This window comes from Geomonas diazotrophica, assembly GCF_019063885.1.
GTDB classification, from domain to species: Bacteria; Desulfobacterota; Desulfuromonadia; order Geobacterales; family Geobacteraceae; genus Geomonas; species Geomonas diazotrophica.
In genome coordinates this window covers 2,681,321-2,705,126 of the sequence record NZ_CP077684.1, presented here as the reverse complement: position 1 = coordinate 2,705,126, position 23,806 = coordinate 2,681,321, and the positions used below count along the sequence as shown (strand labels likewise).

Annotated in this window: 22 protein-coding genes; 20 read left to right on the top strand and 2 right to left on the bottom strand. The window is 61.4% G+C overall.

Translation table 11 applies throughout. From position 1 onward, the window contains the following. Positions 1-174: 174 nt before the first annotated feature. Positions 175-1,353 carry a hypothetical protein gene (locus KP003_RS11775; protein ID WP_217299632.1) on the bottom strand — a complete coding sequence of 393 codons (1,179 nt, stop codon included), beginning with the start codon at positions 1,351-1,353 and terminating at the stop codon, positions 175-177. Positions 1,354-1,564: 211 nt separating this feature from the next. Beyond that, positions 1,565-1,951 carry a c-type cytochrome gene (locus KP003_RS11770; RefSeq protein WP_236026754.1) on the bottom strand — a complete coding sequence of 129 codons (387 nt, stop codon included), beginning with the start codon at positions 1,949-1,951 and terminating at the stop codon, positions 1,565-1,567. A gap of 197 nt (positions 1,952-2,148) precedes the next feature. On the opposite strand from KP003_RS11770, the gene KP003_RS11765 reads away from it, so the two are divergent. The 20 genes from KP003_RS11765 (at position 2,149) to KP003_RS11675 (ending at position 23,804) form a co-directional block, all read left to right on the top strand. Further along, entirely contained in the window at positions 2,149-2,472 is a 324-nt protein-coding gene (locus tag KP003_RS11765) for a hypothetical protein (protein ID WP_217299631.1), read from the top strand. 279 nt (positions 2,473-2,751) lie between these two features. Next, a complete protein-coding gene (locus tag KP003_RS11760) occupies positions 2,752-3,183 on the top strand; it encodes a Fur family transcriptional regulator (protein ID WP_216497761.1) in 432 nt (143 codons plus the stop codon). Between the two features lie 171 nt (positions 3,184-3,354). Then, positions 3,355-5,346: a ferrous iron transport protein B gene (gene feoB, locus KP003_RS11755; protein ID WP_216497760.1), complete on the top strand. Its 1,992-nt coding sequence runs from the start codon at positions 3,355-3,357 to the stop codon at positions 5,344-5,346. Positions 5,347-5,580: 234 nt separating this feature from the next. Then, positions 5,581-5,763, top strand: coding sequence for a hypothetical protein (locus tag KP003_RS21315; RefSeq protein WP_236026753.1), 183 nt, complete (start codon positions 5,581-5,583; stop codon positions 5,761-5,763). Positions 5,764-5,818: 55 nt separating this feature from the next. Beyond that, the gene (locus KP003_RS11750) at positions 5,819-6,463 is read left to right on the top strand and encodes a metal-dependent transcriptional regulator (protein WP_216497759.1); all 645 of its coding nucleotides are present in this window, start codon (positions 5,819-5,821) and stop codon (positions 6,461-6,463) included. 498 nt (positions 6,464-6,961) lie between these two features. Continuing rightward, positions 6,962-8,758 (top strand): methyl-accepting chemotaxis protein, encoded by a 1,797-nt coding sequence (locus KP003_RS11745; RefSeq protein ID WP_217299630.1) that lies wholly within the window; start codon positions 6,962-6,964, stop codon positions 8,756-8,758. A 19-nt stretch (positions 8,759-8,777) separates the two neighbouring features. Then, the gene (locus KP003_RS11740; protein ID WP_216497757.1) at positions 8,778-9,137 is read left to right on the top strand and encodes an STAS domain-containing protein; all 360 of its coding nucleotides are present in this window, start codon (positions 8,778-8,780) and stop codon (positions 9,135-9,137) included. After that, positions 9,137-9,502 carry a response regulator gene (locus KP003_RS11735; RefSeq protein WP_216497756.1) on the top strand — a complete coding sequence of 122 codons (366 nt, stop codon included), beginning with the start codon at positions 9,137-9,139 and terminating at the stop codon, positions 9,500-9,502. Before KP003_RS11740 ends, KP003_RS11735 begins: the two co-directional genes overlap by 1 nt. Further along, positions 9,499-11,589 (top strand): chemotaxis protein CheA, encoded by a 2,091-nt coding sequence (locus tag KP003_RS11730; protein WP_217299629.1) that lies wholly within the window; start codon positions 9,499-9,501, stop codon positions 11,587-11,589. Before KP003_RS11735 ends, KP003_RS11730 begins: the two co-directional genes overlap by 4 nt. A 47-nt stretch (positions 11,590-11,636) precedes the next feature. Further along, entirely contained in the window at positions 11,637-12,491 is an 855-nt protein-coding gene (locus KP003_RS11725; protein WP_407931676.1) for a CheR family methyltransferase, read from the top strand. A gap of 47 nt (positions 12,492-12,538) precedes the next feature. Then, a complete protein-coding gene (locus KP003_RS11720; RefSeq protein ID WP_236026752.1) occupies positions 12,539-12,985 on the top strand; it encodes a chemotaxis protein CheD in 447 nt (148 codons plus the stop codon). Further along, entirely contained in the window at positions 12,985-14,052 is a 1,068-nt protein-coding gene (locus KP003_RS11715; RefSeq protein WP_217299628.1) for a protein-glutamate methylesterase/protein-glutamine glutaminase, read from the top strand. Before KP003_RS11720 ends, KP003_RS11715 begins: the two co-directional genes overlap by 1 nt. A gap of 138 nt (positions 14,053-14,190) precedes the next feature. Continuing rightward, positions 14,191-15,426 carry an EAL and HDOD domain-containing protein gene (locus tag KP003_RS11710; RefSeq protein ID WP_216497751.1) on the top strand — a complete coding sequence of 412 codons (1,236 nt, stop codon included), beginning with the start codon at positions 14,191-14,193 and terminating at the stop codon, positions 15,424-15,426. A 194-nt stretch (positions 15,427-15,620) separates the two neighbouring features. Further along, positions 15,621-16,376 carry a 3-deoxy-manno-octulosonate cytidylyltransferase gene (gene kdsB, locus KP003_RS11705; RefSeq protein WP_216788435.1) on the top strand — a complete coding sequence of 252 codons (756 nt, stop codon included), beginning with the start codon at positions 15,621-15,623 and terminating at the stop codon, positions 16,374-16,376. Positions 16,377-16,498: 122 nt separating this feature from the next. Then, positions 16,499-18,100, top strand: a complete 1,602-nt coding sequence (gene pyrG / locus KP003_RS11700) for a CTP synthase (protein ID WP_216788433.1) — start codon at positions 16,499-16,501, stop codon at positions 18,098-18,100. Between the two features lie 229 nt (positions 18,101-18,329). Next, positions 18,330-19,154: a 3-deoxy-8-phosphooctulonate synthase gene (gene kdsA / locus KP003_RS11695; RefSeq protein WP_216497927.1), complete on the top strand. Its 825-nt coding sequence runs from the start codon at positions 18,330-18,332 to the stop codon at positions 19,152-19,154. A 274-nt stretch (positions 19,155-19,428) separates the two neighbouring features. Next, on the top strand, positions 19,429-20,394 hold the full coding sequence (locus tag KP003_RS11690) for a KpsF/GutQ family sugar-phosphate isomerase (RefSeq protein ID WP_216497748.1): 966 nt from the start codon (positions 19,429-19,431) through the stop codon (positions 20,392-20,394). Between the two features lie 282 nt (positions 20,395-20,676). Next, positions 20,677-21,192 (top strand): KdsC family phosphatase, encoded by a 516-nt coding sequence (locus KP003_RS11685; protein WP_216497747.1) that lies wholly within the window; start codon positions 20,677-20,679, stop codon positions 21,190-21,192. Between the two features lie 638 nt (positions 21,193-21,830). Continuing rightward, entirely contained in the window at positions 21,831-23,117 is a 1,287-nt protein-coding gene (locus KP003_RS11680) for a nucleotide sugar dehydrogenase (RefSeq protein ID WP_216497746.1), read from the top strand. Between the two features lie 33 nt (positions 23,118-23,150). Further along, positions 23,151-23,804 (top strand): acyltransferase, encoded by a 654-nt coding sequence (locus tag KP003_RS11675; protein ID WP_216497745.1) that lies wholly within the window; start codon positions 23,151-23,153, stop codon positions 23,802-23,804. Positions 23,805-23,806 lie beyond the last annotated feature (2 nt).

Genomic DNA, 23,806 nt, shown 5'->3' with positions numbered 1-23,806 from the left:
TACCGCGTCACCCGTGGCGGGACTTCGCTGCTTTATACCGGGACACCGGTCCCCCGAGCGGATCTGGGAGCTGGCCGGGGGGGCTGGCCGCGCCGGTGGTGGAAGTTTCCTTCCCAGGCGCCATGCAGTGCTCACCCTGATGACCGGCCATCTACGTCGGCGCTGGTCTGAGTTTCAACCGCTTTTGAGAAACTGCTCCGGGGCCAGGCTCGTGGCGAGCATCACCATGTTGATGTCGCCGTGGGACCGCCAGTGCTCCGTTTGCTTCCTCTTTTCTCCGATCCAGAACGCCTCTATTTTTCCCGCCATCTTGTGAAACCACAGTAAGGCTTCGAACCGGGGCTGCAGCCACGAGGCCAGCTCGCCCCCCCGCACGTCCGGATACTCCTCGAACAGCTTGGCGAGCCGTACGGCTCCCTTCAACCCTATCGAGAGTCCGAGCTCTCGAAACGCCAGTCGGTATTTGGCCTGCTGATCCAGAAAGCCCCCGCCGAGGTCCTCCAGGGAGAGGAGGGCGTCGTTCAGCATGCGCCGGAATAGGGCGAGGTCATGGAAGGCGTCGTTGATGATCAGTTCGCCGGTCCGGCAGGCATCGACCAGCATGCTCCCGATCCCGAGGGTGTCGCTGGTGCTGAAGTCCCGGTTGCGGCACATCCCGGTCAACTCCCGGATCTCCCGCTGCAGGTCCGGGAACTCCTCGTCGGGGAACAGCCGGGCTGCAAAGACGAGCTCGCAGCAGGTCACCAGGCCGTCCAGCGGGTCGTGCTGCCCGACCGAGGGAACCAGGGAGCGCCTGAGGTCGCTGCTCATCTTCCAGTGAAGTCCCAAAACGCCCTCCGCCGCCGCGTTGAAGCGAAAGGCCCGGTGTGCCGTCTGCGCCAGCTCCATTCCCCAGCGCAGGTACCCGGCTTCCCCCGTGATCCGGCTGATGCGGCCCAGTGCACGCATCCATTTGGTCAGGTAGTGGTAGTACTGTCCGTCCCGCTCCCATTCCAGTCGCTCGTCCAACGGCTCGTCCGGCGCGCGTTCGTCCGTCTTCTTGCCGATGCGCAGACCGCCACGGGTGGGATGCCGTTCACCCTCCTCTTCGCTCAGACCGCTCAGCCAGCCGCTCCTGGCCGAGTCCGGGCGGTTGCGCCCCAGGGTGTGATGCACCTGGTCCACCAGTTGCCGGGCCAGCCCCAGCCACTCCTCGTCCTGGGTGCGGTGGTAGAGTTCCAGGAAGTTACAGACCGCGAAGGCGTCGGTCCAGAGATAGCGGCGCGGAGTCTTGTTCTCCCCGGACAGGCCGGTTTGCACGGCGAAGTCGAGCATGATCCCTGCGGCCAGCTTAAGGCTTTCCTCTTTTTCCATATCGGCCCCCTTGGTCAGTTCGGCACTCCGGTCAGGATTGACTCCCCAACTCTACTGTCGCCCCGGGGGATTGCAAAGCGTCCATCGCCGGCCGCGAGTCTGTCGACGCGGAAGGTTGGTTTACTGCATAGGTGCCAAGAGAAGTGAACCGCGTCACAAAGGGAGGGGCTTCGGTGGGGGCATTGACGCCCCCACCTGGAGCAGATGTGGATTAGGGGAAGGTGGCCAGGATGTATTGTCCGATCTTCTTGGCGTCGTCGTTGGAGATCATCCCCTCGTCGAACTTGTTCATGCCCGGGCCGGGGTTACGCATGACCTTGACGATGTCCTCGGGTTTGGTGATCTTGTTTTGGTCGGCCATGGCTTTGGCGCTCAAAGTCTTGGATGGGGTGATGGTGTTGCCGCCGTTGGGGTGGCAGACCGCGCAATGCTGCTTGAAGAGCTGCTCCCCGGTGAGGCCGGTCGAGGATGGCGCCGGCGGCGCGTTCGACGTTGCCGACTTGGCGGTCGACACGACACTTTGTGGAGGTTGAGCCTGTTCTTCGCTCTTCTTCTTGCACCCCATCACGCCGCCGGTTACCAGTGCCAAGATTGCCATTGTTACCACCAAACGCCTCTGCATGTGACACCTCCTGTTAGGGTTTATTCATCCGGCGAGTATACCAGAGAAAAGCAACCGTGCCTGAATGCCGGCCATTTTCATCGTCGCCTTTTCGAAGCGGCGTTTGACATGGATTTGGCCGATGTTAACGTTTAGCGTTCCCGCCATTCTGAAATCCACCGGAGGAGCCGCATATGAAGAAGAGTCCGATCGCGATCGTGTTGCTGCTCTTGTCCCAAGTCGCTCTGTCTTATGCGGGAGATGGTGAACTGGTGCACCGGGGCAACGGCAAGTTCCTTCCCGATCAGCGTGATGTGGAGGTCAGCCCGACGCAGGAGAATGCCTGCGACTGTTGCCAGAAATGCAAGGCTGCCAAGAAGGAGACGAAGCCGCAACTGGAAGAGGACGCCAGCAAGGAAACCGGCTGCGAGGAATGCTGCCGCAAGTGCGGCCGCCCCGTACAGCCGCTCCCCGAAGACATCCCCCCCGAGATCATCAACAAGCCCGGAGCGAAGTAGGTCGGTGCAGGGGCGCCGGTGCCACTTGGCTGAGCGCGTGACATAATCCGCATTGACCAGTCATCCGCTCGTGGCTTTGAGCATCTGTTTCACCTCGCCCTCACAACGGGAGCTACGTTGGTCTCCCCCTGCGACACTGGCTGTAAACGGGATGCTTGTGCTTGAATGTTCTTCCCGAAGCCTGACACAGACTCCGCATCTTTTCCATCAGTCCCAAAAAAGAGTTGACAGTGACAGTGACGCTCGCTATCATGACATCCACTTTCAATTGGGGTTGTCATGAAACGAGCCAAGAAAAAAGTTTTTGCCGACTTCATGTCCCAGAGGGGACTCAAGTCGACCAAACAGCGCGACATCATCCTCGACAGTTTCCTTTCCAGCGACAGGCATCTGAGCATCGAGGAGTTGTATCTGAAGCTCAGATCCAAGCACCCGAACATCGGCTACGCCACCGTGTACCGCACCCTGAAGCTCTTCGCGGAGGCAGGCATTGCCCGCGAGATGCAGTTCGGCGACGGCCAGACCCGTTACGAGCACGTGAGCGAAGGGGAGCACCACGACCACCTGGTCTGCACCCGGTGCGGCCACATCGAAGAATTCGAAAACGAAACCATCGAAAAACTGCAGGACGAGGTGGCCAACAGCCGCGGCTTCCTGATCGAGCGGCACCGCCTCGAAATTTACGGCCTCTGCGCCAACTGCAGGAAATAGCCGAAGCGGCCGGCGCCGTAGGGAGGGCTCATTAGCGCCCTTATGCCCTCGCGGCCACCGGACCGGCCAAGGCCCGAATCAAGCCGCACAAAATTTTTTCCCGCCATCATGAAAGTGACATTCATTGGCATTTCATTGGCAAACGAACGTTAAAAAGGGGTAGGTAGAATCATGTCATTTTTCGGTAAGAAGGGTTCCTGTCACGAAACTCCCACCGTCAGCAGCACCGGCGCCAAAAAAGTGGCCCTGGTCGGGAATCCCAACGTCGGCAAAAGCGTACTCTTCAACGCCCTGACCGGCGCTTACGTCACCGTCTCCAACTACCCCGGCACCTCGGTGGAGGTCTCCCGCGGCACTACCACCATCAACGGCGAGGAATTTGAGATCATCGACACGCCGGGCATGTATTCCATCCTTCCCATCACCGAGGAGGAGCGGGTCGCCCGCGAGATCCTGCTCACCGAGCGGCCGCACCTGGTGCTGCACGTGCTCGACGCCCGGAACCTGGAGCGCATGCTCCCCATGACGCTGCAGCTGATCGAGGCCGAGCTTCCGGTGGTGCTGGTGGTGAACATCATGGACGAGGCGGCGCGCATGGGGCTGGAGATCGACATCCCGCTGCTGTCAGAGCGTCTCGGCATCCCGGTGATCGGTGCCGCTACCGCCAAGAAGGTCGGCGTTCCTGAGATCAGGGCAGCCATCGCCGGCTCCACCGCGAGCAGCACCCCCCCCTTCGGATATTCCCGCCTCATGGAAGCGGACATCGCCGAGATCGCCGGCCGCCTGAAGGGGGAGTACATCCTCTCCAAGAAGTCGCTGGCGCTGCTCCTTTTGCAGGGTGACGACGAGGTGGCGGAGCTTGTGCGCACCAGCGAGGGGGAGGGCTTCGCCCTGGTCGAGGCAGCGGTCAGGGATAAACGCTTCGAGCGCAGGGAATCCTTCCACCTCGACCTCTCCATGGAACGCAAGGCGATCGTGAAGAAGGTGCTGGACGGTGCCTTCAGGACCCCGCAGAAGCGGGTGGTCACCCTGGCCGAGCGCATCTCGCGCCTGACCGTGCGTCCGACAACCGGCATCCCGCTGCTTCTCATCGTGCTCTATTTCGGCCTGTACCAGTTCGTCGGCGTCTTCGGCGCCGGGACCCTGGTCGATCTCCTGGAGGGGAAGGGATTCGAAGGGTTCTTCAACCCCTGGATCACCGGCGTCGTGAGGGGTAGCCTCCCCTGGCCCATCATCCAGGAGCTCTTCGTCGGCGAGTACGGCATCATCACCCTCGGCTTTCGCTACGCCGTCGGCATCATCCTCCCCATCGTCGCGACTTTCTTCCTCTTCTTCTCGGTCTTGGAGGACAGCGGCTACTTCCCGCGCCTGGCGCTTTTGGTGGACAGGGTCTTCAAGACCATGGGACTCACCGGCCGCGCCGTCATCCCGATGGTGCTCGGTTTCGGCTGCGACACCATGGCCACCATGGTGACCCGTACCCTGGAAACGGTGCGCGAGCGCGTCATCGCGACGGTGCTGCTGGCGCTGGCGATTCCCTGCTCGGCGCAGCTCGGCGTGATCATGTCCCTTCTGGCCAAGACCCCCGGGGCGCTCCTGGTCTGGGGCCTCTGCCTCTTTGGCATCTTCCTGCTGGTGGGGCTTCTCGCCGCCAAGGTGCTCCCCGGCGACACCCCGATGTTTTACATGGAGATCCCGCCCATGCGGCTGCCGCAGTTCTCCAACGTCTTGACCAAGACCTACACCCGCATGCAGTGGTACTTCATGGAGATCCTGCCGCTGTTCATCCTGGCCTCGGTGCTCCTGTGGCTGGGCAAGGTCACCCATTTCTTCGAGAAGATGATTGAGGCGATGACGCCGGTGATGGCTTCCCTTGGGCTTCCCAAGGAGAGTGCCGTCGCCTTCATCTTCGGTTTCTTCCGTCGCGATTACGGTGCCGCCGGCCTGTACGACCTGCAGAGCAAGGGGCTCATGAATGCGCGCCAGCTTACCGTCGCCGCCGTGACGCTGACCCTGTTCATCCCCTGCGTTGCGCAGTTCCTGATCATGAAGAAGGAGCGTGGCTGGAAGGTCGCCATCGGCATCGGCCTGTTCGTCTCCACCTTCGCCTTCGGCACCGGGTGGCTGTTGAACCGTTTCCTGCTCTTGACAAACATCCTGTAACTAATGGTGCGACACCCAAGATCATTCAAACAGGGATAAAAGGGATAAAGGGGATAAAGGCTCAAAACAACAATGGGGATAAGAACTACAGTTACCAAGATGGTGTCTTTTCTTTGCGACTTTGCGTCTTGGCGTGACACCGGTTTTTGCTTCAGGTGGTATCCCTTTGATCCCCTTTATCCCTGTTACGTCGGTTTTGTTTCCGGGACAGGTAGTACGTTAGTCGAGGTTTGCATGAGGTGCGGATTTTGCGGACATGAGTTTGCGGAGAGCGAAGGGAACGTGGGGTGCAAAAATTGCCCGATGTCATCCGGCTGCAAGATGGTAAAATGTCCCCGCTGCAATTATGAGAACCCGCCGGAACCTGCTTTCGTTAAAGGGCTCAAGAAGATGTTCGGCAAGAAGGATCGAGAGTAGCGCCTGGGCCCGTGGGCCGCAACTATGACCCCGAGTGAGGGAAAAAGGAGAAGTTATGAAGCTTAGCGATAAAGCGGAAGAGATACTGGAGGCGCTCTGGATCGAGTCGGAGGAGAAGGGAACCGGCTACGCCGAGCTGGACCGGATGGAGATCGATCCCTCTGATCCCGCCTACCACGAGCTCTCCGCGCACGCCCTGGTGGAGATCAGGGGAGGGCGCATCTACTTCCGCCCCGAGGGGCGCGAGGAAGGGCGCATGACCATCAGGCGGCATCGTCTCGCCGAGAGGCTGATGATGGACGTGTTGAACATCAGGGGCGAGAGCGGTGATGTGAAGGCCTGCCAGTTCGAGCACCTCTTGAACGAGGGGGTCGACAGCAAGGTCTGCACCATGCTGAACCACCCGGCGACCTGCCCGCACGGCAAGCCCATCCCTCCCGGGGAGTGCTGCGAGGAGGCCCGCAAAACCGGCGACCTGGGCGTGGTGCCGCTCACCGAGCTGAAGCCGGGCGACGACGGTGACATCGCCTACATCCAGACCGAAGACAGCAAGAAGATGCAGAAGCTGATGGCGATGGGGGTGCTCCCGGGGAACCGGATCTCCCTGCTGCAGGCGTTTCCCTCCTACATCTTCAGGGTCGGGTTCTCCGAATTCGCCATCGACTCGGCCATGGCCCGCGAGATCTTCGTCAGGCGCTAGGCAAGAACGCCTTCGCCCCCCCATACCACCCTCGCAGCAACAAGGGCGTCCCTTCACCTGGACGCCCTTTTTTTTCCTCCGCAATCCCGACCCTTAAAAGCGTGGCGCGAAGAACGCCGAGCATCCGCCAAGGATGCAAAGAAGGCTTTTGGTCGCGACAAGAGCCTTCTTCCTGACCTTTGCGTGCTTTGCGTGCTTTGCGTGACCGCTTCACTAAGGGGTGTTTCCGGAATTCCACCGTAAACATTTTTTGTGGTCAAAAGTGCCCGAGATTACGGCGATGTTGCCTTTTTTCGGGGGGAAGCGGCCGAAGCCGCGGAGTAAGAACACCAATTAGGGCGCATACTTCCCATTAAATTGCCGAAGTTTTGGATTCCATGAGAAAAAGGTTTCAAGATCTGCCCCCGCCTGTCGATAAATTAACTCAACCGGGCCATTGGTGGAAAAATCGGGAGAGGCCCGCCGTTTACCAACCTCATACGAGTTAAAAGGAAAGTTATGATAGCTGCCGGCAATGATACCAGCGCCCGGGAATCCGAAACACGGGCACTAGCGCCGGGATGGTCCGGCGTCCTGGCCAAGGCTGCGGCGGAGCTTGCCGTGATATCGGGGACCACCGAAGACGAGTTCCTGGCGATCGGTGGCAGGCTGCAGGACTTCTACCAGCGCGGCTTGGGAATCTCCGGGCTCGCCTCGGAAATGGTGGGCGAGGTCGCCGGCGATCACGTGACCGGCGCCATGGACCGCCTGGGAGAGATGCTCGACCACATGGGGCATTACGTGGACCGGGCCCAGAACGAGATCGAGGGGAGCGCCCAGACGCTGCGCGAGATCCTCGGGCTCCTGGAGAAGGTGAGCGATCCGCTCTCCGGCTTCAAGAAGGTGAACAAGGTGCTGCGCATGCTGGGGATCTCCACCAAGATCGAGAGCGCCCGGCTGGGGCAGAGCGCCGCGGGGTTCGACACCCTTGCCAGCGACGTCGGCGAGCTATCGGTCCAGGTGAACGAAAAGGCCGCCTTCATCCTGAGAAGAAAGGACGACCTGGCGCGGGAAATCGAGCAGACCCTGACCGGGGTACTCGAGAGCGGCGCCCAGCAGCACGATAAGGTAATCGAGGTCCTGGCACGGACCAAGAAGAGCCTGCAGTCCCTCACCGAGATCAACTCGCGCTGCTCAAGCTCCGTGGCGCTGGTCTCCGCGGTCTCCGACGAGGTGTACCGCTCCATCGGCGACGTGGTCATGTCCATGCAGGCCCACGACATCGTGCGCCAACAGATCGAGCATGTCGAGGAGGCGCTTTCCGAGGTCAAAGAGGGGCTCGACGCGGGAAGCTGCGGCGCCGACGCGACAGCCACCATCTGCGAGCTGCAGATAGCGCAGCTGCGGCACGCCTCCGACGAACTGGACGGCGCGGTGCGGGTCATCATGGAGAGCCTCAGGGAAGTGGCCAGGAAGCAGTCCGGCCTCTCCGCCCAGACCAGCGGCATGTCCGGCATCGCGGACCAGGCGGGGGGAAGCTTCTTCACCGGCATGGAAAGGGACATCTCGGTGGTCTCCGACGCGCTCCTGGAGAGCTCGAAGGTGAACCAGGCGCTGTGCGTGGCCATGGGGACCGTCGCCGAGACGGTGGGGGAGATCGCCAATTTCGTGGGCGACATAGAAAAGATAGGCGAGGAGATCAAGCTGATCGCCCTGAACGCCCAGATCAAGTCGGCCTATACCGGCGACGAGGGGGCGGCGCTCGGGGTATTGGCTGAGGCCATCCAGCGGCTTTCCATCGACGCCATCGACCATACCGGCGCGGTCTCCGGGACGCTGCAGGGGATCATCGCGGTCACCGACCGGCTCAGCCAGGGGGTGAGTGTCGAGACCACGGGGCTTGAGTCCGAGGTGCACGGCATGGTGCAGACCCTTTCCGGCCTGGTGCAGACATTGAGGCAGGTGAACGACACGCTGCAGCACTCGCTGCACAAGATGGACGACGCGGTGACCCGGCTCTCCACCGACATCGAGCAGGTGGTGTCGGGGATAACGGTGCACCGCAAGGTGGCCCAGGTGCTGGAGGAGTCGATCCGGGCCATCTCCGGCGTCGCGACCGAAGCCCGCAGGCTGGCCCCGGCCGGCTCGGGGGGGAACCTGGACCAACTGGCCCAGCGCTACACCATGCAGAGCGAACGCAGGATCCACGAGTCGCTGAGCGGTCCCGCCACCGGGGGGAGAATGCCCACCCAGTCCGCGCCGCCGCAACCTGCGGCCGACGAGGACGAATTGGGCGGCAACGTGGAACTTTTCTAAATCGAGGACGAGGATCCATATGGACGAGGTGAAGTTGGAACGGGTAAAAGACCCGCAAGGGGCGACGGAGGTTCTGAAGGTATCCGGCGGGGTCACCATCTGCGAGGCCCGGGACTTCCGGGAGGCGCTCCTGGCGGCACTCGAGGCGGCTCCGGAGGTGCGGGTGGACGTCTCCGCACTGACCGGGATCGATCTGACCGGGCTGCAGCTATTGTGCTCGGCGCACCAGAGTGCGTTGCGCAGAGGCAAGAACCTGCATGTCTTCGATGGCGGCAACGCCACCTTCCGTGAAGCGGCGAACGGCGCCGGATTTCAAAGGCACACCGGGTGTCCGCAAGATCGAGCTTGCAGTTGCATCTGGGTAGGAGGAGAGAGCTAATGGCCAAAGTGATAATGACAGCGGATGATTCTGCCAGCGTACGGCAGATGGTGACCTTCACCCTTAAGCAGGGTGGCTACGACGTGGTGGAGGCCGTGGACGGCAAGGATGCGCTGCAGAAGCTGGCCACCACCAAGGTGGACATGCTGATCACCGACCTTAACATGCCCAACCTCGATGGCATCGGGCTGATCAAGGGGGCGAGGTCCTTGGCCAGCTGCAAGTTCATACCCATCGTGATGCTGACCACGGAATCCCAGGACTCCAAGAAGCAGGAAGGAAAGGCGGCCGGCGCCACCGGTTGGATCGTCAAGCCGTTCAAACCCGAACAACTGATGGCGGTTGTGAAGAAGGTGCTGGGATGATCGATCTTCATCGGCAGGCATTCAAGGAAGAGGCATACGAGCTCCTGGCTGAACTGGAGTCTTCGCTTCTGGAGCTTGAGGAGCGCCCCGATGACCAGGACCTGATCGGCAGGGTGTTCCGTGCCATGCACACCATCAAGGGGTCCGGCTCCATGTTCGGCTTCGACGACATCGCGAGCTTCACCCACGAGGTGGAAACCGTTTTCGACATGGTGCGCAACGGCAAGCTCAACGTCACCGGCCGACTGGTGAACCTGACCCTGGCCGCCCGGGACCAGATCCGGGCCATGCTCGATGCCGCCGACAGCGGCGCCGAAACCGACCTGCAGGCAAGCGCCGAGATCATCGTGGGGCTGCGCGAGCTGGCCGGCTTCGTCGCTGCCGACGGGGGGACCCCCGAGCGGCAGGAGAAGGCGGAGACCCAGCGCAAAGACCCCGTCACCTACCGGATCCGCTTCGTGCCGCCCCGGGACATCTTCGTCACCGGCACCAACCCCTTGAACCTCCTGGCCGAGATGAAGGAGCTCGGGACCTGCACCTTGGTTGCACAGACCGACGGCTTCCCGCCGCTGGAGGAGATGAACCCGGAAGGGTGCTACGTCTACTGGGAAGTGATCCTCACCACCGACCAGGGCGAGAACGCGGTGCGCGACATCTTCATCTTCGTCGAGGACGACTGCGAGCTGAAGATCGAGGTGGTGGCGGAGCACAACCGCTACGACGAGCAGCAGGATTACAAGAAACTGGGCGAGATCCTCCTGGAGCGCGGGGACATCACCGCGGACGAGATGAAGGCCGTGCTTTCCCGGCAGCGCAGGTTCGGCGAGCTCGCCATCTCCGAGGGGATCCTCCCCGAAGGGAGGGTGCAGGCGGCCCTGGCGGAACAAAAGCATGTGAAGGAGGTGCGCCAGGAGAAGCAGGCGGCGGAAGCCTCATCGAGCATCCGGGTCCCGGCCGAGCGGCTCGACCTCCTGGTGAACCTGGTGGGCGAGATGGTGACGGTGCAGGCGCGCCTGTCCCAGACCGCCGCCCAGCGCGACGACGCGGAGCTCATGGCGATCGCCGAAGAGGTCGAGCGCCTGACCGCCGAGTTGCGAGACAGCGCCCTCAACATCCGCATGCTTCCCATCGGCAGCACCTTCAGCAAGTTCAAGCGCCTGGTGCGCGACCTCTCCGCAGAACTGGGCAAGCAGATCGAGATGACCACGGAAGGGGAGGAGACCGAGCTGGACAAGACGGTGATCGAGAAGTTGAACGACCCGCTGGTGCACCTGATCAGGAACAGCATCGACCACGGTATCGAGCTTCCCGAGCTGCGCGAGGCGGCCGGGAAACCGGCGCGCGGCACCGTGCGCCTCGCGGCGGTCCACTCCGGCGACAGCGTCCTCATCACCATAGCCGACGACGGGGCGGGTCTGGACAAGGAGGCGATCCGCACCAAGGGGATCGAGCGTGGCATCATCTCTGCGAGTGCCGAGCTCTCGGAGAAGGAGCTCTTCGGCCTCATCTTCGCCCCCGGCTTCTCCACGGCCAAGACCGTTTCCTCCATCTCGGGACGCGGCGTCGGCATGGACGTGGTGAAGCGGGCCATCGAGTCCCTGCGCGGCAGCATCGACATCACCAGCGTGCGCGGCCAGGGGACCTGCATCACGGTGAAGATCCCGCTCACCCTGGCCATCATCGAGAGCCTGCTGGTGAAGATCGGCAACGACTCCTTCATGATGCCTCTGGCCCTGGTCGACGAGTGCGTCGAGCTGACCCGCGAGGACGTGGCGCGCTCGCACGGCAGGAACCTGGCCCACGTGCGCGAGCACCTGGTTCCCTACATACCGCTTAGGGAGCACTTCCGCATCACCGGTCCGCCGCCGGAGATCGAACAGATCGTGATCACCCAGGTCAACGGAACGCGGGTCGGCTTCGTGGTGGACCACGTCATCGGCGAGCACCAGACCGTGATCAAGTCGCTCGGGCGCGCCTACAAGGATACCGAGGGGATCTCGGGCGCCACCATCCTCGGGGACGGCTCCGTCGCGCTGATCCTGGATATCCCGCAGCTGGTGCAGGCCGTCGAGACGGAACAGAATTGACAAGTGGGGGAGGGGCAGCGTCTATGCATGCAGCGAGGTCCGTTATCATGGAAGAGCCATGTGTCGTTGAACACACCGCAACCCTGTCGGCGCGCGACTTCGGCAGGCTGAGCCGGTTTATCTACGATACCTGCGGCATCAAGATGCCGGAGGTGAAGAAAACCATGCTGGAGGCGCGTCTTCAAAAGAGGCTGCGCGGTCTCGGAATGCACAGCTTCACCGACTACTGCGATTTTCTCTTCTCCGCAGAGGGGATGGAGAAAGAGCTGGTGCAGATGCTGGACATGGTCACGACCAACAAGACCGACTTCTTCCGCGAACCGGACCATTTCAATTACCTGACCCAGACGGTGCTCCCCGATTGGGTGAAGAGGCATCCCGGCGCGACCCTTTCCATCTGGAGCGCCGGATGCTCCTCCGGCGAGGAGCCCTATACCCTTTGCATGGTCCTCTCCGAATACGCCCTGCGCAATCCGGGGTTCGACTTTAGGATCCTTGCCACCGACATCTCCACGCGCGTGCTGGAAAAGGCCAGGACGGCGATCTACACCGAGAGCCAGGTCGAGCCGGTAGCGATGGAACTAAAGAAAAAGTACCTCTTGCGCAGCAAGGACCGCTCCAGCGGCATGGTGCGCATCGTCCCGGAACTGCGCGAGAAGGTGCGCTTTCGCCGCCTCAACTTCATGGACGAAGACTTCGGCATGCGCGAGCAGCTGGACATCATCTTCTGCCGCAACGTCATCATCTATTTCGACCGCCCCACCCAGGAGAGGCTGCTGCAGCGTTTCCACCGCCACATGAAGCCCGGCGCCTACATCTTTATGGGGCACTCGGAGACTTTGAGCGGCCTCGACGTACCGTTGGCAAGCGTCTACCCGACGGTGTACCGAAGGCCGAGGTGATGCCGGCGGCGCAGGGAAAGGTCGTCTTTCTGAAACCGGGCCAGATAATGGTAAGCTCTGAGCCTGTCCTGGTGACCACCCTGCTCGGTTCCTGCGTTGCGGTGACCATCTTCAGTTGCAGGCTGCGGCTGGGAGCCATCTGTCACGCCCAGCTCCCAAGCAGCGACAATCCCTCCGGCGGCGAGCACGACGGGTATCGCGGCAAGTACGTCGATTCCGCCATCAGGGCGATGCTGGAGCGGCTGATGCAGCGGGGGGCGCTGCGCGGGGAACTGGAGGCGAAGGTCTTTGGCGGGGCCGACATGTTCGACGCCCGCGGCAGGATGCGCAGCGTCGGCCGGCAGAACTCGGAGATGGCGCTCAGGGTCCTCGCGCACGAGACGGTCCGGGTGGCCAAGCAGGACCTCGGGGGGGAGCGCGGCAGGAAGATCATCTTCCACTCCAACACCGGTGAGGTCCTCCTGAAGCGAATGAGAAAATCGGGGGGGTGTTGATGCCCAAAAAGATAAAGGTACTGATAGTGGACGACTCGGCCGTGGTGCGTCAGACCATGGTGGAGATCCTCTCCTCTGACCCGCAGATCGAGGTGATGTCGACCGCCGGCGATCCCTTCATCGCCGCCGAACGGATCCGGCAGGAAGTGCCCGACGTGATCACCCTCGACGTCGAGATGCCCAGGATGGACGGGATCACCTTCCTGCACAAGATCATGAGCCAGCACCCCATCCCGGTGGTGATGTGCTCGAGCCTCACCGAAAAGGGATCGGAGACCGCCCTGAAGGCCCTCGAGTACGGCGCGGTGGAGATCATCCAGAAGCCGCGCCTGGGGACCAAGGCGTTCCTGGAGGAGTCCCGGGTGAGGATCTGCGACGCGGTGAAGGCGGCGAGTCAGGCCAGGCTGCGGCGCGTCTCCGCGGTCACCCACCAGGTGGCGCCCAAGCTGACGGCCGACGTGATCATGGAAAAGCCCAAGAGCCAGGCGATGATGCAGACCACCGAGAAGGTGGTCGTGGTCGGCGCCTCGACCGGCGGGACCGAGGCGCTTCGGACCTTCTTGGAGTCGCTGCCGGCGGACTGTCCCGGCATCGTTATCGTGCAGCATATGCCGGAGGGTTTCACCCGCGCCTTTTCCCAGCGGCTGGACGGGTTGTGCCGGATCACGGTCAAGGAGGCGGAGAACAACGACACCGTCGTGCGCGGCCGGGCCCTGATCGCGCCGGGGAACCACCACCTGCTTTTGAAGCGAAGCGGCGCGCGTTACTACGTCGAGGTCAAGGACGGGCCGCTGGTGTCGCGGCATCGCCCATCGGTCGACGTGCTGTTCCGCTCCGCCGCGCGCTACGCCGGCAAGAACGCCGTAGGGGTGATCATGACCGGCATGGGGGACGACGGTGCGCACGGCATGCTCGAGATGAAACAGGCGGGCGCCCTGAACATCGCCCAGGACGAGGCGAGCTGCATCGTCTTCGGGATGCCCAACGAGGCGATCAAGCTGGGAGGCGTCGACTACGTTCGTCCCCTGGACTCCATCAGCCGCGAGGTACTGAGGCTCTGCAACTAACGCTGCTAACGGCCGTTTTACGTTCTGGGTTCTATGTTAGAGGCAGCAGGCAGGGCACGGCGCTATCGACCGAGAAACTTGATCGGCAAGAGGTATCACGTAGAACGTAGAACGTAGAACGGGTTCTAGGGGTTTGCCATGCTTGAGGAAAAGTTCTTTCTGGGGCGCCAGCCCATACTGGACCGGACCCAGCAGATCATGGGGTTCGAGCTCCTGTTCCGCTCGCCGGAGAGCCTGCTCTCTGCCAACATCCTCGACGTGCAGGCGGCCAGCGCCAGCGTCATCGTCAACGCCCTCGCCCAGTTCGGCATCCAGGACGTCCTTGGCCGGCACAAAGGGTTTTTCAACGTGACCCGCGAAGTGCTGATGAGCGACGCCGTCGAGCTCCTGCCCAAGAACCGCGTGGTGATCGAGCTGCTGGAAAGCATCGTCGCCGACCAGGAGGTTTTCGACCGCTGCCGCTCCCTCAAGGCCCTGGGCTTCAGCCTCGCCCTGGACGACCACGTCTACTCCCCCGCCTTCCATGACATCTACCGCCTGGTCGACATCGTCAAGGTGGACGTGCTGGAGACGCCTGCCCACGCCCTTCCTGAAATGGTGGAAAACCTCAGGAAGTGGCCGCTCACACTTTTGGCCGAGAAGGTCGAGAACGCGGAGCACTACAAATACTGCTCGCAGCTCGGCTTCGACCTGTTCCAGGGATACTACTTCGCCCGTCCGGTGGTGCTCAGGCAGAACAAAATCGATATCGGCAAGATCACCATGATGCAGCTCATGAAGCAGGTGATGTCCGACGCCGACTGGGCCGATATCGAGGAGACCTTCAAGCAGAACCCGGGGCTCACCTACAACCTGCTGCGCCTGGTGAACTCCGTTGCCATGGGGCTCCGGGTACGGATCAAGACGCTGCGCCACGCCCTGACGGTCCTCGGGCTCGAGCAGCTAAAGCGCTGGATCACCCTCGCGCTGTACGCCTGCAACGACCAGAACGGGGTGCAAAGCCCGCTGCTGGAGATGGCGGCCACGCGCGGCAAGTTGATGGAACTCCTCATCCTGGCCTCGCGCGGCCGCGGCGCCGGCGAGCTCGCCGACCAGGGGTTCATGGTAGGCATACTCTCGCTCATCGACGTGCTGTTCGAGGATGCCATGGCCGAGCTGGTCGGCAAGCTGAACCTCGTGGAGAACGTGAAGAGCGCGCTGCTGCACCACGAGGGGGAGCTGGGGTCACTGCTGGTGCTGGCCGAGCTGCTGGAACAGACAGACTTCCCGGCCGTAAGCGAGCAGTTGGATGTCTGCGAACTGGAGCTTGATCAACTCCTCTCCGCCCAGCTGGAGACCTTCTCGTGGGCCGACAAGCTGAGCGCATCCCTCTAATTTCACTCCTTGACACGAACCTTTCTTTTGATGTAACTTGTTTCGTCCCGCCAGACAAGGGACGGAGCCAGAGGTTCAGGCTGCGCTCCACCGGCTAAAATCGCAGCAAAAGCCAGCCATAAAAATCACCAAACCACAACCGCAACCAGGACACGACGCCGGCTCGGCCGGTGCGGGTCGTACTGAGACGCCAAATGAAAATAACCGCGGTAATTCCCGCCAGGTATGCTTCCACGCGTTTTGAGGCTAAGGCATTGGCGGACATCATGGGGAAACCCATGGTGCAGCATGTGTATGAGCGTGCTTCGAAGGCCACCCTCGTTTCCGAGGTGATCGTGGCGACCGACGACGAGCGGATCGCCGCCGCGGTGCGCGCCTTCGGCGGGCGGGTGGAGATGACCTCGGTGGAACACGAGACCGGGACCGACCGGCTGGCCGAGGTGGCGGGGAGGCTCGACGCCGACATCATCGTCAACGTGCAGGGGGACGAGCCGCTCATCGACCCGGCCATGATCGACCAGGCGATCGCACCGATGCTCGAGGATCCCTCGATCCCCATGGCGACCCTTAAATGCCGCATCAAGACGTTGCACGACTTCCTGTCACCCAACGTGGTGAAGGTGGTGGCCGACCCGAAGGGGAACGTACTCTATTTCTCCCGTTCGCCGCTGCCGTTTTTCCGCGACAAGTGGAACGATCTGAAGGACGATGCCTTCTGCTGCGGCAAGCTTTTATGTTACAAGCACGTGGGACTCTACGTGTACCGCAGGGAGTTCCTGCCGGTCTTCGCGGCGCTTCCGCCCAGCTACCTCGAGATGGCCGAGAAGCTCGAGCAGTTGCGGGTTCTTGAGAACGGCTACCGCATCAAGATCGTCGAGACCGAGTGCGAATCGATCGGCGTGGACACCCCGGCCGACCTGGAGAAGGTCCTGGCCAAGTTGAAAGGCTAAAAAGCAGATTGAGATTGAGATTGAGATTAAGAATGAGATAGAGATTCAAGGCGAGGATGAGATCAGAGGCGGTACTTCTATCTATATCTTTGTCTTGATCTAGTTAATTGGAGGTTTTTTCAGTGAAGACAAAATTCATCTTTGTTACCGGCGGCGTTGTCTCCTCCATAGGTAAGGGACTCGCCGCCGCTTCTTTGGGCGCTCTGCTGGAGGCACGGGGGCTCCGGGTCACCATCCAGAAGCTGGATCCGTACATAAACGTCGATCCGGGCACCATGTCTCCCTTCCAGCACGGCGAGGTCTTCGTCACCGACGACGGCGCCGAGACCGACCTGGACCTCGGGCACTACGAGCGCTACACCTCCAGCAAGCTCTCCAAGAAGAGCAACTTCACCACGGGGCAGGTCTACTTCTCGGTCATCGAGAAGGAGCGCCGCGGCGATTACCTGGGGGGGACCGTCCAGGTCATCCCGCACATCACCGACCAGATCAAGGCCAACATCCTTGACAACGCCAAGGGAAGCGACATCGCCATCGTCGAGATCGGCGGCACCGTGGGCGACATCGAGTCGCTGCCGTTTCTCGAGGCGATCCGCCAGTTGAAGAGCGACCGCGGCGCGGGGAACGTGCTGTACCTGCACGTCACCCTGGTCCCCTACATCAGGACCGCCGGGGAGCTTAAGACCAAGCCGACCCAGCACTCGGTCAAGGAGCTGCGCGAAATCGGCATCCAGCCGGACATCCTTTTGTGCCGCTGCGAGCAGGAGCTCCCCCAGGACATGAAGGCGAAGATCGCCCTGTTTTGCAACGTCGAGGAGAAGGCGGTCATCACCTCCCGCGACGCCGAGCACATCTACGCGGTGCCGCTGGCATTGAACCTGGAAGGGCTCGACGACCAGGTGGTTGAGAAGCTCAACATCTGGACCAAGGCGCCGGACCTCTCCCACTGGCAGCAGGTGGTTTCCAAGCTCACCAACCCCGGCTGCGGCGAGGTCCGCATCGCCGTGGTCGGCAAGTACGTCGACCTCAAGGAATCCTACAAGTCGCTCTCCGAGGCGCTCACCCACGGTGGCATCGCCAACGACTGCCGCGTCACCCTGGTCTACCTCGACTCCGAGAAGATCGAGGAGGAGGGGGCCGAGAAGTACCTAGCCGACGTGGACGGCATCCTGGTACCGGGCGGCTTCGGCGAGCGCGGCACCGAGGGCAAGATCAAGGCCATCGAGTACGCCCGCGTCAACAAGGTCCCCTTCTTCGGCATCTGCCTCGGCATGCAGATGGCCGCCGTCGAGTTCGCGCGCAACGTCTGCAAGCTCCCCGAGGCCTTCTCCAGCGAGTTCAAGCCCTCTTGCCAGAGCCCGGTGATCCACCTGATGGAAGAGCAGAAGGGGGTCGACAAGAAGGGCGGCACCATGCGCCTGGGTGCGTACCCCTGCTCCCTCACCAAGGGGACCTTCGCGCAGAAGGCCTACGGCGCCACCGAGATCTCCGAGCGTCACCGTCATCGCTACGAGTTCAACAACGCCTTCCGCGCCGCACTGGAAGAAAAGGGGCTGATCATCTCCGGCATCTACAAGGAAGGGAACCTGGTTGAGATCGTCGAGCTGGCCGACCACCCCTGGTTCCTCGGGTGTCAGTTCCATCCCGAGTTCAAGTCCAAGCCGCTCAACCCGCACCCGCTGTTCAAGGCGTTCATCGGTGCCACCAAGGCAAGGAAAGGCTAGCAAACCGCCTCACGCAAAGACGCAAAGACGCAGAACAAACCACTGAACAGGGATTAAGGGGATAAAAGGGATAAAGCGGGAAAGCGATTATTGGTTTGACCCAAAATCCTTTTTCGTTTTATCCTGTCCCTTTGATCCCTGTTAAACGGTTTGCTTTGCTTCACTTTGCGTCTTTGCGGCTTTAGTGAGTGAAAGCGAACGAGCGTGAGACGCAAATAGGAGAAAGATGATGATTCGCGAGATCTCGGTAGGAAACATAAAGATTGGCGGGAACAGGCCGCTCGTGCTGGTTGCGGGGCCGTGCGTGATAGAGAACGAAGCGGCGACGCTGCGTCACGCTGAACGCCTGATGAGCATCTGCAACGGCGTCGGCATTCCGCTGATCTTCAAGGCCTCCTACGACAAGGCGAACCGCACCTCGGTCACCGCCTTTCGCGGCCCCGGGATGGAAGAGGGACTCAGGATCCTGGCCAAGGTGAAGGAATCGCTGGGTGTTCCGGTTCTTTCCGACATCCATTCCATCGAACAGGTGGAGCCGGCAGCGGACGTTTTGGACGTGCTGCAGATTCCCGCCTTTCTCTGCCGCCAGACCGACCTCCTGGTCGCCGCTGCCAGGACCGGCAAGGTCGTCAACGTGAAGAAGGGGCAGTTCCTGGCCCCCTGGGACATGAAGAACGTGGTCGGGAAGATCCGCGCCTGCGAGAACGAGAACATCATTCTCACCGAGCGCGGCGCGAGCTTCGGCTACAACAACCTGGTCGTGGACATGCGCAGCTTCCCCATCATGCGCTCCACGGGTTTCCCGGTCATCTTCGACGCCACCCACAGCGTCCAGCTCCCGGGAGGCGAGGGGACCTCGTCCGGCGGGCAGCGCGAGTACGTCGAGTTCCTTTCCCGTGCGGCGGTTGCCGCCGGTGTGGACGGCGTCTTCATGGAAGTGCATGAGGAGCCCGAGCGTGCCCTTTGCGACGGACCGAATTCGGTGCGCCTGGACGACCTGCCGGCACTTCTGAAGAAACTGAAGGCCATCGACGCGATCGTGAAACAAGCGTAAAGGCAACTCACGCAAAGCCGCGAAGACGCAAAGACAAGGCCGGGTAAGCAGGGATAAAGAAGATAACCGCGGAAAAGCGAACTTAACGCCAAGACGCAAAGAAGAGGACAAGACCAAAGGTTTGGTTTTAACCCCAAAGTCTTTTAGGTTGTATCCCCTTTATCCCTGTTATCCCTGTTTAAATGATGTTTGCTTTTGGTTTTGCTTTACTTTGCGACTTTGCGTCTTGAGTGAGCGAAGCGAACGGGCGTGACCCTTTTTAAAGGAGTTGAACTTGATTTTAGAAGAAGCAAAGCGGGTGATCAGAGTCGAGGCAGAGGCGCTTTTGCACCTCGAAGCCTCGATTGACCAGGCCTTCGAAAAAGCCGTACAGATGATACTGAACACCACCGGGCGCGTCGTCGTCACCGGTATGGGCAAATCCGGCCTCGTCGGCCAGAAGATCGCCTCCACCATGGCCTCCACCGGCACCCCCGCCTTTTTCCTGCATCCAGCGGAAGGCATTCACGGCGACCTGGGGATGATCATGAAGGGGGACGTCGTGATTGCCATCTCCAACTCCGGCGAAACCGACGAGGTGGTGCGCATCCTCCCGATCATCAAGCGTCTGGGGGGCTCCCTGATCGCCATGGCCGGCAACCCCAACTCCACCCTGGCCAAAAGCGGCGATATCTTCCTCGACATCTCGGTGAAGGAGGAGGCGTGCCCCCTGGGGCTCGCCCCGACCGCATCCACCACCGTGACCATGGCCATGGGCGACGCCATCGCCGTGGCGCTCCTGGTGAGCCGCGGCTTCAAGGCGGAGGACTTCGCCATGTTCCACCCCGGAGGCACGCTGGGGCGCAGGCTCCTTTTGAAGGTGGAGGACATCATGCACTCGGGCGAGGGGCTCCCGCTGGTCGGCTCCGAAACCCTGATGCGCGAGGCGCTCTTCACCATCACCTCCAAGGGGCTGGGCATCACCGGCGTCACCTCTGAAGACGGCGCCCTGCTCGGGGTGATCACCGACGGCGACCTGCGCCGGGCGCTGGGACAAGGGCTCGACATCATAAACCTCCCGGCATCGGCGCTGATGAAGAAGGGCCCCAAGCGGATCCGCCGCGACGAGTTGGCCGCGCGCGCCCTGCAGCAGATGGAGCAGTATTCCATCACCTCGCTTTTCGTCTTCTCCGACGATGACGCCGTCGCTCCGGTCGGCATCGTGCACCTGCACGACCTTTTGAAGGCGGGCATAGCATAGAAGCTTTGTCACGCAAAGCCGCAAAGTCGCAAAGCAAACCTCAGAGCTCTCAACAGGGATGAAGGGGATGAAAGGGATAAAAGCCATATAAAGATTTTGTGCTCATAGTGTTTTTGCGCGATTTTTATTGTCTATCCCTTTTATCCGTTTTTATCCCTGTTAAATGTTTTTGCCGTACTTTGCGTCTTAGCGTCTTTGCGTGAGCAGGTTTGTTTTGTTTTTTTGTGCAGTTCTTAGCGTCTTTGCGGCTTTGCGTGAGCGTGAGGCTTAAGTGAGGTTTTCATGGAAGAAAAGCTGAAGAAGATCAAGTTGCTGATACTCGACGTCGATGGCGTGCTGACCGACGGACGCATCATATTCGACTCCAACGGCGTGGAGAGCAAGTTCTTCAACGTGAAGGACGGTCACGGCATCAAGATGCTGCAGCGCTCCGGCATCGAGGTCGGCATCATCTCCGGACGCGAGTCGCAGGTGGTCTACAACCGTGCCGTGGAACTGGGGATAGGGCAGGTGTACCAGAAATCCCTGGACAAGCTCGTCCCGTACCGCCAGATGCTGGAGGCCACCGGCCTCTCCGACGAGCAGGTCGCCTTCATGGGGGACGACGTCATCGACATCCCGCTGCTCAAACGGGTGGGATTCGCCGCGGCGCCCGCCGATGCCGTACAGGAGGTTCTTCCCTTCGCCCAATTCGTCGCCAGGAACCGCGGCGGCTGGGGAGCGGTGCGCGAGCTCTGCGACCTGATCCTGAAGGCCCAGGGAACCTGGGAAAGCGTCACCTCCAGGTATTACGTCTGAGTGTTAAGATACCACTCCCAAAGGTGACAGGTATTTCCACAATCGGGGGAGATGTAACTCCAAGACAGTCTGGATCATCGTAAGCGCCTTTAGATGGATCCCTGAACTTTTTGATCAGCCAATCAAGTTACAATAGTTGAAGCGCGACCATATATTCTCACTCTGCCTGAAACGAAGGGATGTCAACATTTGGACATCCCTTTGCTTTTTTGACACGATCTCCCCGCTTTCATGCGTATTGTCCCTTCCCCACTGTTTTTCGCTTGTTCCTTTCTGAGTATTTTCTGATACACTACCCCTGGCCCGCTGAGCCTGAACCAATGAAAAAAAAGGCCCAGCCACCGCTTCAAAGAGTTCCCACCGTCTGCCGTACCTGAATCCTGTTTTTTCCATCAAGAGATGAACACCGGCATGAAAGCTGCTATAAGTCGTTTCGGGCAGGTGCGCTGCCTTGGCCCGGAGACCAGGCGGCCATCGTCTCCCCCGCAACGGCTACCTGCGGATCGCTGCTGCCGGAACATGCCCCTGTTTATCGACTCCCCTACGGGGTACTGGTGCCGTAGAGCTTGAATGGAAGCAGACTTTTTGTTCAATGAATTTTTGTGTTGTGAAATCCACTGCTGAGGAGACCATGTCAGATGAACCACAATCGTATTATCTCCGTTATCGGTTTGGGCTATGTCGGCCTGCCGGTGGCGGTCGCCTTTGGCAAAGTGCATAAAACCTATGGCTTCGACATCAACGCCGCGCGCATCCAGGAGCTGAAAAGCGGGTACGACCGTACCGGAGAGGTGACTGAAAGCGAGCTCCGCGAGGCAGATATCGTCTTCACCGACAGCATAGAGGTGTTGAGCGAGGCCGACTTCCACATCGTAGCGGTGCCGACTCCGGTTGACTCGGCCAATCAGCCGGACCTCACCCCGATGCTGCGTGCGTCCGACACGGTGGGGAGGGCCCTGAAAAAGGGGGACATCGTCGTGTACGAGTCGACGGTCTACCCCGGCGTGACCGAGGACGAATGCGTTCCCATCCTCGAGCGCGTCTCCGGGCTTGCCTGTGGCACCGACTTCTTCGTGGGGTACAGCCCGGAACGGATCAACCCCGGCGACAAGGAGCACACCTTCACCAAGATCAAGAAGGTGGTCTCCGGCCAGGACGCCGCGACCCTCAAGATCGTCGGGGACGTCTACGAGTCGGTCGTCACCGCCGGCGTGCACCGGGCCCCCTCCATCATGGTCGCCGAGGCCGCCAAGGTCATCGAGAACACCCAGCGCGACCTCAACATCGCCCTTATGAACGAGCTTGCCCTCATCTTCGACCGCATGGGGATCGACACCAACTCCGTGCTGGAGGCGGCCGGGACCAAGTGGAACTTCCTGAAGTTCCAGCCCGGACTGGTGGGGGGGCATTGCATCGGGGTCGACCCCTACTACCTCACCCACAAGGCGGAGAAGCTCGGCTACATCCCGCAGGTCATCCTGGCCGGCAGGCGCATCAACGACGGCATGGGGAAGTTCATCGCCCAGCGCACCGTGAAGGAGATGATCCGTGCGGGGCACAACGTGCTCGGGGTCCGGGTCACCGTGCTCGGCCTGACCTTCAAGGAGGACTGCCCCGACCTGCGCAACTCCAAGGTGATCGACATCATCCACGAGCTCCAGGACTACGGCATCGAGGTCCAGGTCTGCGACCCCCTGGCCGACCCTGACGAGGCGCGGCACGAATACGGGGTCACCCTCGTTCCCGCCGACAAACTGCAGGTCGCCGAGGCACTCGTGATCGCCGTGGCGCACAAGGAGTACCGGGGGATGTCTCCGGAACAGCTCAAGGGGATGATGAACGGCTCGCCGCTCGTGATCGACGTGAAAGGGATCTTCAAGGCCGAGCAACTCGCCGCGCACGGGATCCGGCTCTGGAGATTGTAGGCCGGCGACGGCACCCGCCCGTCAGGAGGAGAGATGGATTACTTCGTACACGAATCGTCCTATGTCGATGAAGGGGCACAAGTCGGTGCCGGCACCAAGATCTGGCACTTCTGCCACGTCATGTCCGGGGCAGCCATCGGCGAGCGCTGCAGTTTCGGCCAGAACTGCGTGGTCTCCCCGGGTGTGGTGATCGGCTCCAACGTGAAGGTGCAGAACAACGTCTCCATATACGAGGGGACGGTCATCGAGGACGACGTCTTCCTCGGTCCCTCCTGCGTGCTCACCAACGTCACCAACCCCAGGTCCCAGGTGCTGCGCCGCGCCCTCTACGAGAAGACTTTGCTCAAGCGAGGCTGCTCCATCGGCGCCAACGCCACCGTGGTCTGCGGCATCACCCTCGGGCGCTACGCCTTCGTGGCGGCCGGGGCGGTGGTGGCCAAGGACGTCCCTGATTACGCCCTGATGGTCGGCGTACCTGCCCGGCAGAAGGGGTGGATGAGCCGCCACGGCCATCTCCTGAAGAGCCCGGACCGTGACGGGGTGATGACCTGCCCGGAGAGCGGGCTTCGCTACCGCGAGGTCGAGCCGGGGGTGCTGCGCTGCCTCGACCTGGACGAGGAGGCCCCGCTGCCCCCCGAGCTTGCGGTGGGCAAAGAGTTCTACGATGTCTTGAAAGGGGGCGACTAGGC

What these genes read in the sequence shown, in the direction of transcription:
- KP003_RS11775 (WP_217299632.1), bottom strand. Translation starts at nt 1,353, where the DNA reads ATGGAAAAAGAGGAAAGCCTTAAGCTGGCCGCAGGGATCATGCTCGAC.
- KP003_RS11770 (WP_236026754.1), bottom strand. Translation starts at nt 1,951, where the DNA reads ATGGCAATCTTGGCACTGGTAACCGGCGGCGTGATGGGGTGCAAGAAG.
- KP003_RS11765 (WP_217299631.1), top strand. Translation starts at nt 2,149, where the DNA reads ATGAAGAAGAGTCCGATCGCGATCGTGTTGCTGCTCTTGTCCCAAGTC.
- KP003_RS11760 (WP_216497761.1), top strand. Translation starts at nt 2,752, where the DNA reads ATGAAACGAGCCAAGAAAAAAGTTTTTGCCGACTTCATGTCCCAGAGG.
- feoB (WP_216497760.1), top strand. Translation starts at nt 3,355, where the DNA reads ATGTCATTTTTCGGTAAGAAGGGTTCCTGTCACGAAACTCCCACCGTC.
- KP003_RS21315 (WP_236026753.1), top strand. Translation starts at nt 5,581, where the DNA reads ATGAGGTGCGGATTTTGCGGACATGAGTTTGCGGAGAGCGAAGGGAAC.
- KP003_RS11750 (WP_216497759.1), top strand. Translation starts at nt 5,819, where the DNA reads ATGAAGCTTAGCGATAAAGCGGAAGAGATACTGGAGGCGCTCTGGATC.
- KP003_RS11745 (WP_217299630.1), top strand. Translation starts at nt 6,962, where the DNA reads ATGATAGCTGCCGGCAATGATACCAGCGCCCGGGAATCCGAAACACGG.
- KP003_RS11740 (WP_216497757.1), top strand. Translation starts at nt 8,778, where the DNA reads ATGGACGAGGTGAAGTTGGAACGGGTAAAAGACCCGCAAGGGGCGACG.
- KP003_RS11735 (WP_216497756.1), top strand. Translation starts at nt 9,137, where the DNA reads ATGGCCAAAGTGATAATGACAGCGGATGATTCTGCCAGCGTACGGCAG.
- KP003_RS11730 (WP_217299629.1), top strand. Translation starts at nt 9,499, where the DNA reads ATGATCGATCTTCATCGGCAGGCATTCAAGGAAGAGGCATACGAGCTC.
- KP003_RS11725 (WP_407931676.1), top strand. Translation starts at nt 11,637, where the DNA reads ATGGAAGAGCCATGTGTCGTTGAACACACCGCAACCCTGTCGGCGCGC.
- KP003_RS11720 (WP_236026752.1), top strand. Translation starts at nt 12,539, where the DNA reads ATGGTAAGCTCTGAGCCTGTCCTGGTGACCACCCTGCTCGGTTCCTGC.
- KP003_RS11715 (WP_217299628.1), top strand. Translation starts at nt 12,985, where the DNA reads ATGCCCAAAAAGATAAAGGTACTGATAGTGGACGACTCGGCCGTGGTG.
- KP003_RS11710 (WP_216497751.1), top strand. Translation starts at nt 14,191, where the DNA reads ATGCTTGAGGAAAAGTTCTTTCTGGGGCGCCAGCCCATACTGGACCGG.
- kdsB (WP_216788435.1), top strand. Translation starts at nt 15,621, where the DNA reads ATGAAAATAACCGCGGTAATTCCCGCCAGGTATGCTTCCACGCGTTTT.
- kdsA (WP_216497927.1), top strand. Translation starts at nt 18,330, where the DNA reads ATGATTCGCGAGATCTCGGTAGGAAACATAAAGATTGGCGGGAACAGG.
- KP003_RS11685 (WP_216497747.1), top strand. Translation starts at nt 20,677, where the DNA reads ATGGAAGAAAAGCTGAAGAAGATCAAGTTGCTGATACTCGACGTCGAT.
- KP003_RS11680 (WP_216497746.1), top strand. Translation starts at nt 21,831, where the DNA reads ATGAACCACAATCGTATTATCTCCGTTATCGGTTTGGGCTATGTCGGC.
- KP003_RS11675 (WP_216497745.1), top strand. Translation starts at nt 23,151, where the DNA reads ATGGATTACTTCGTACACGAATCGTCCTATGTCGATGAAGGGGCACAA.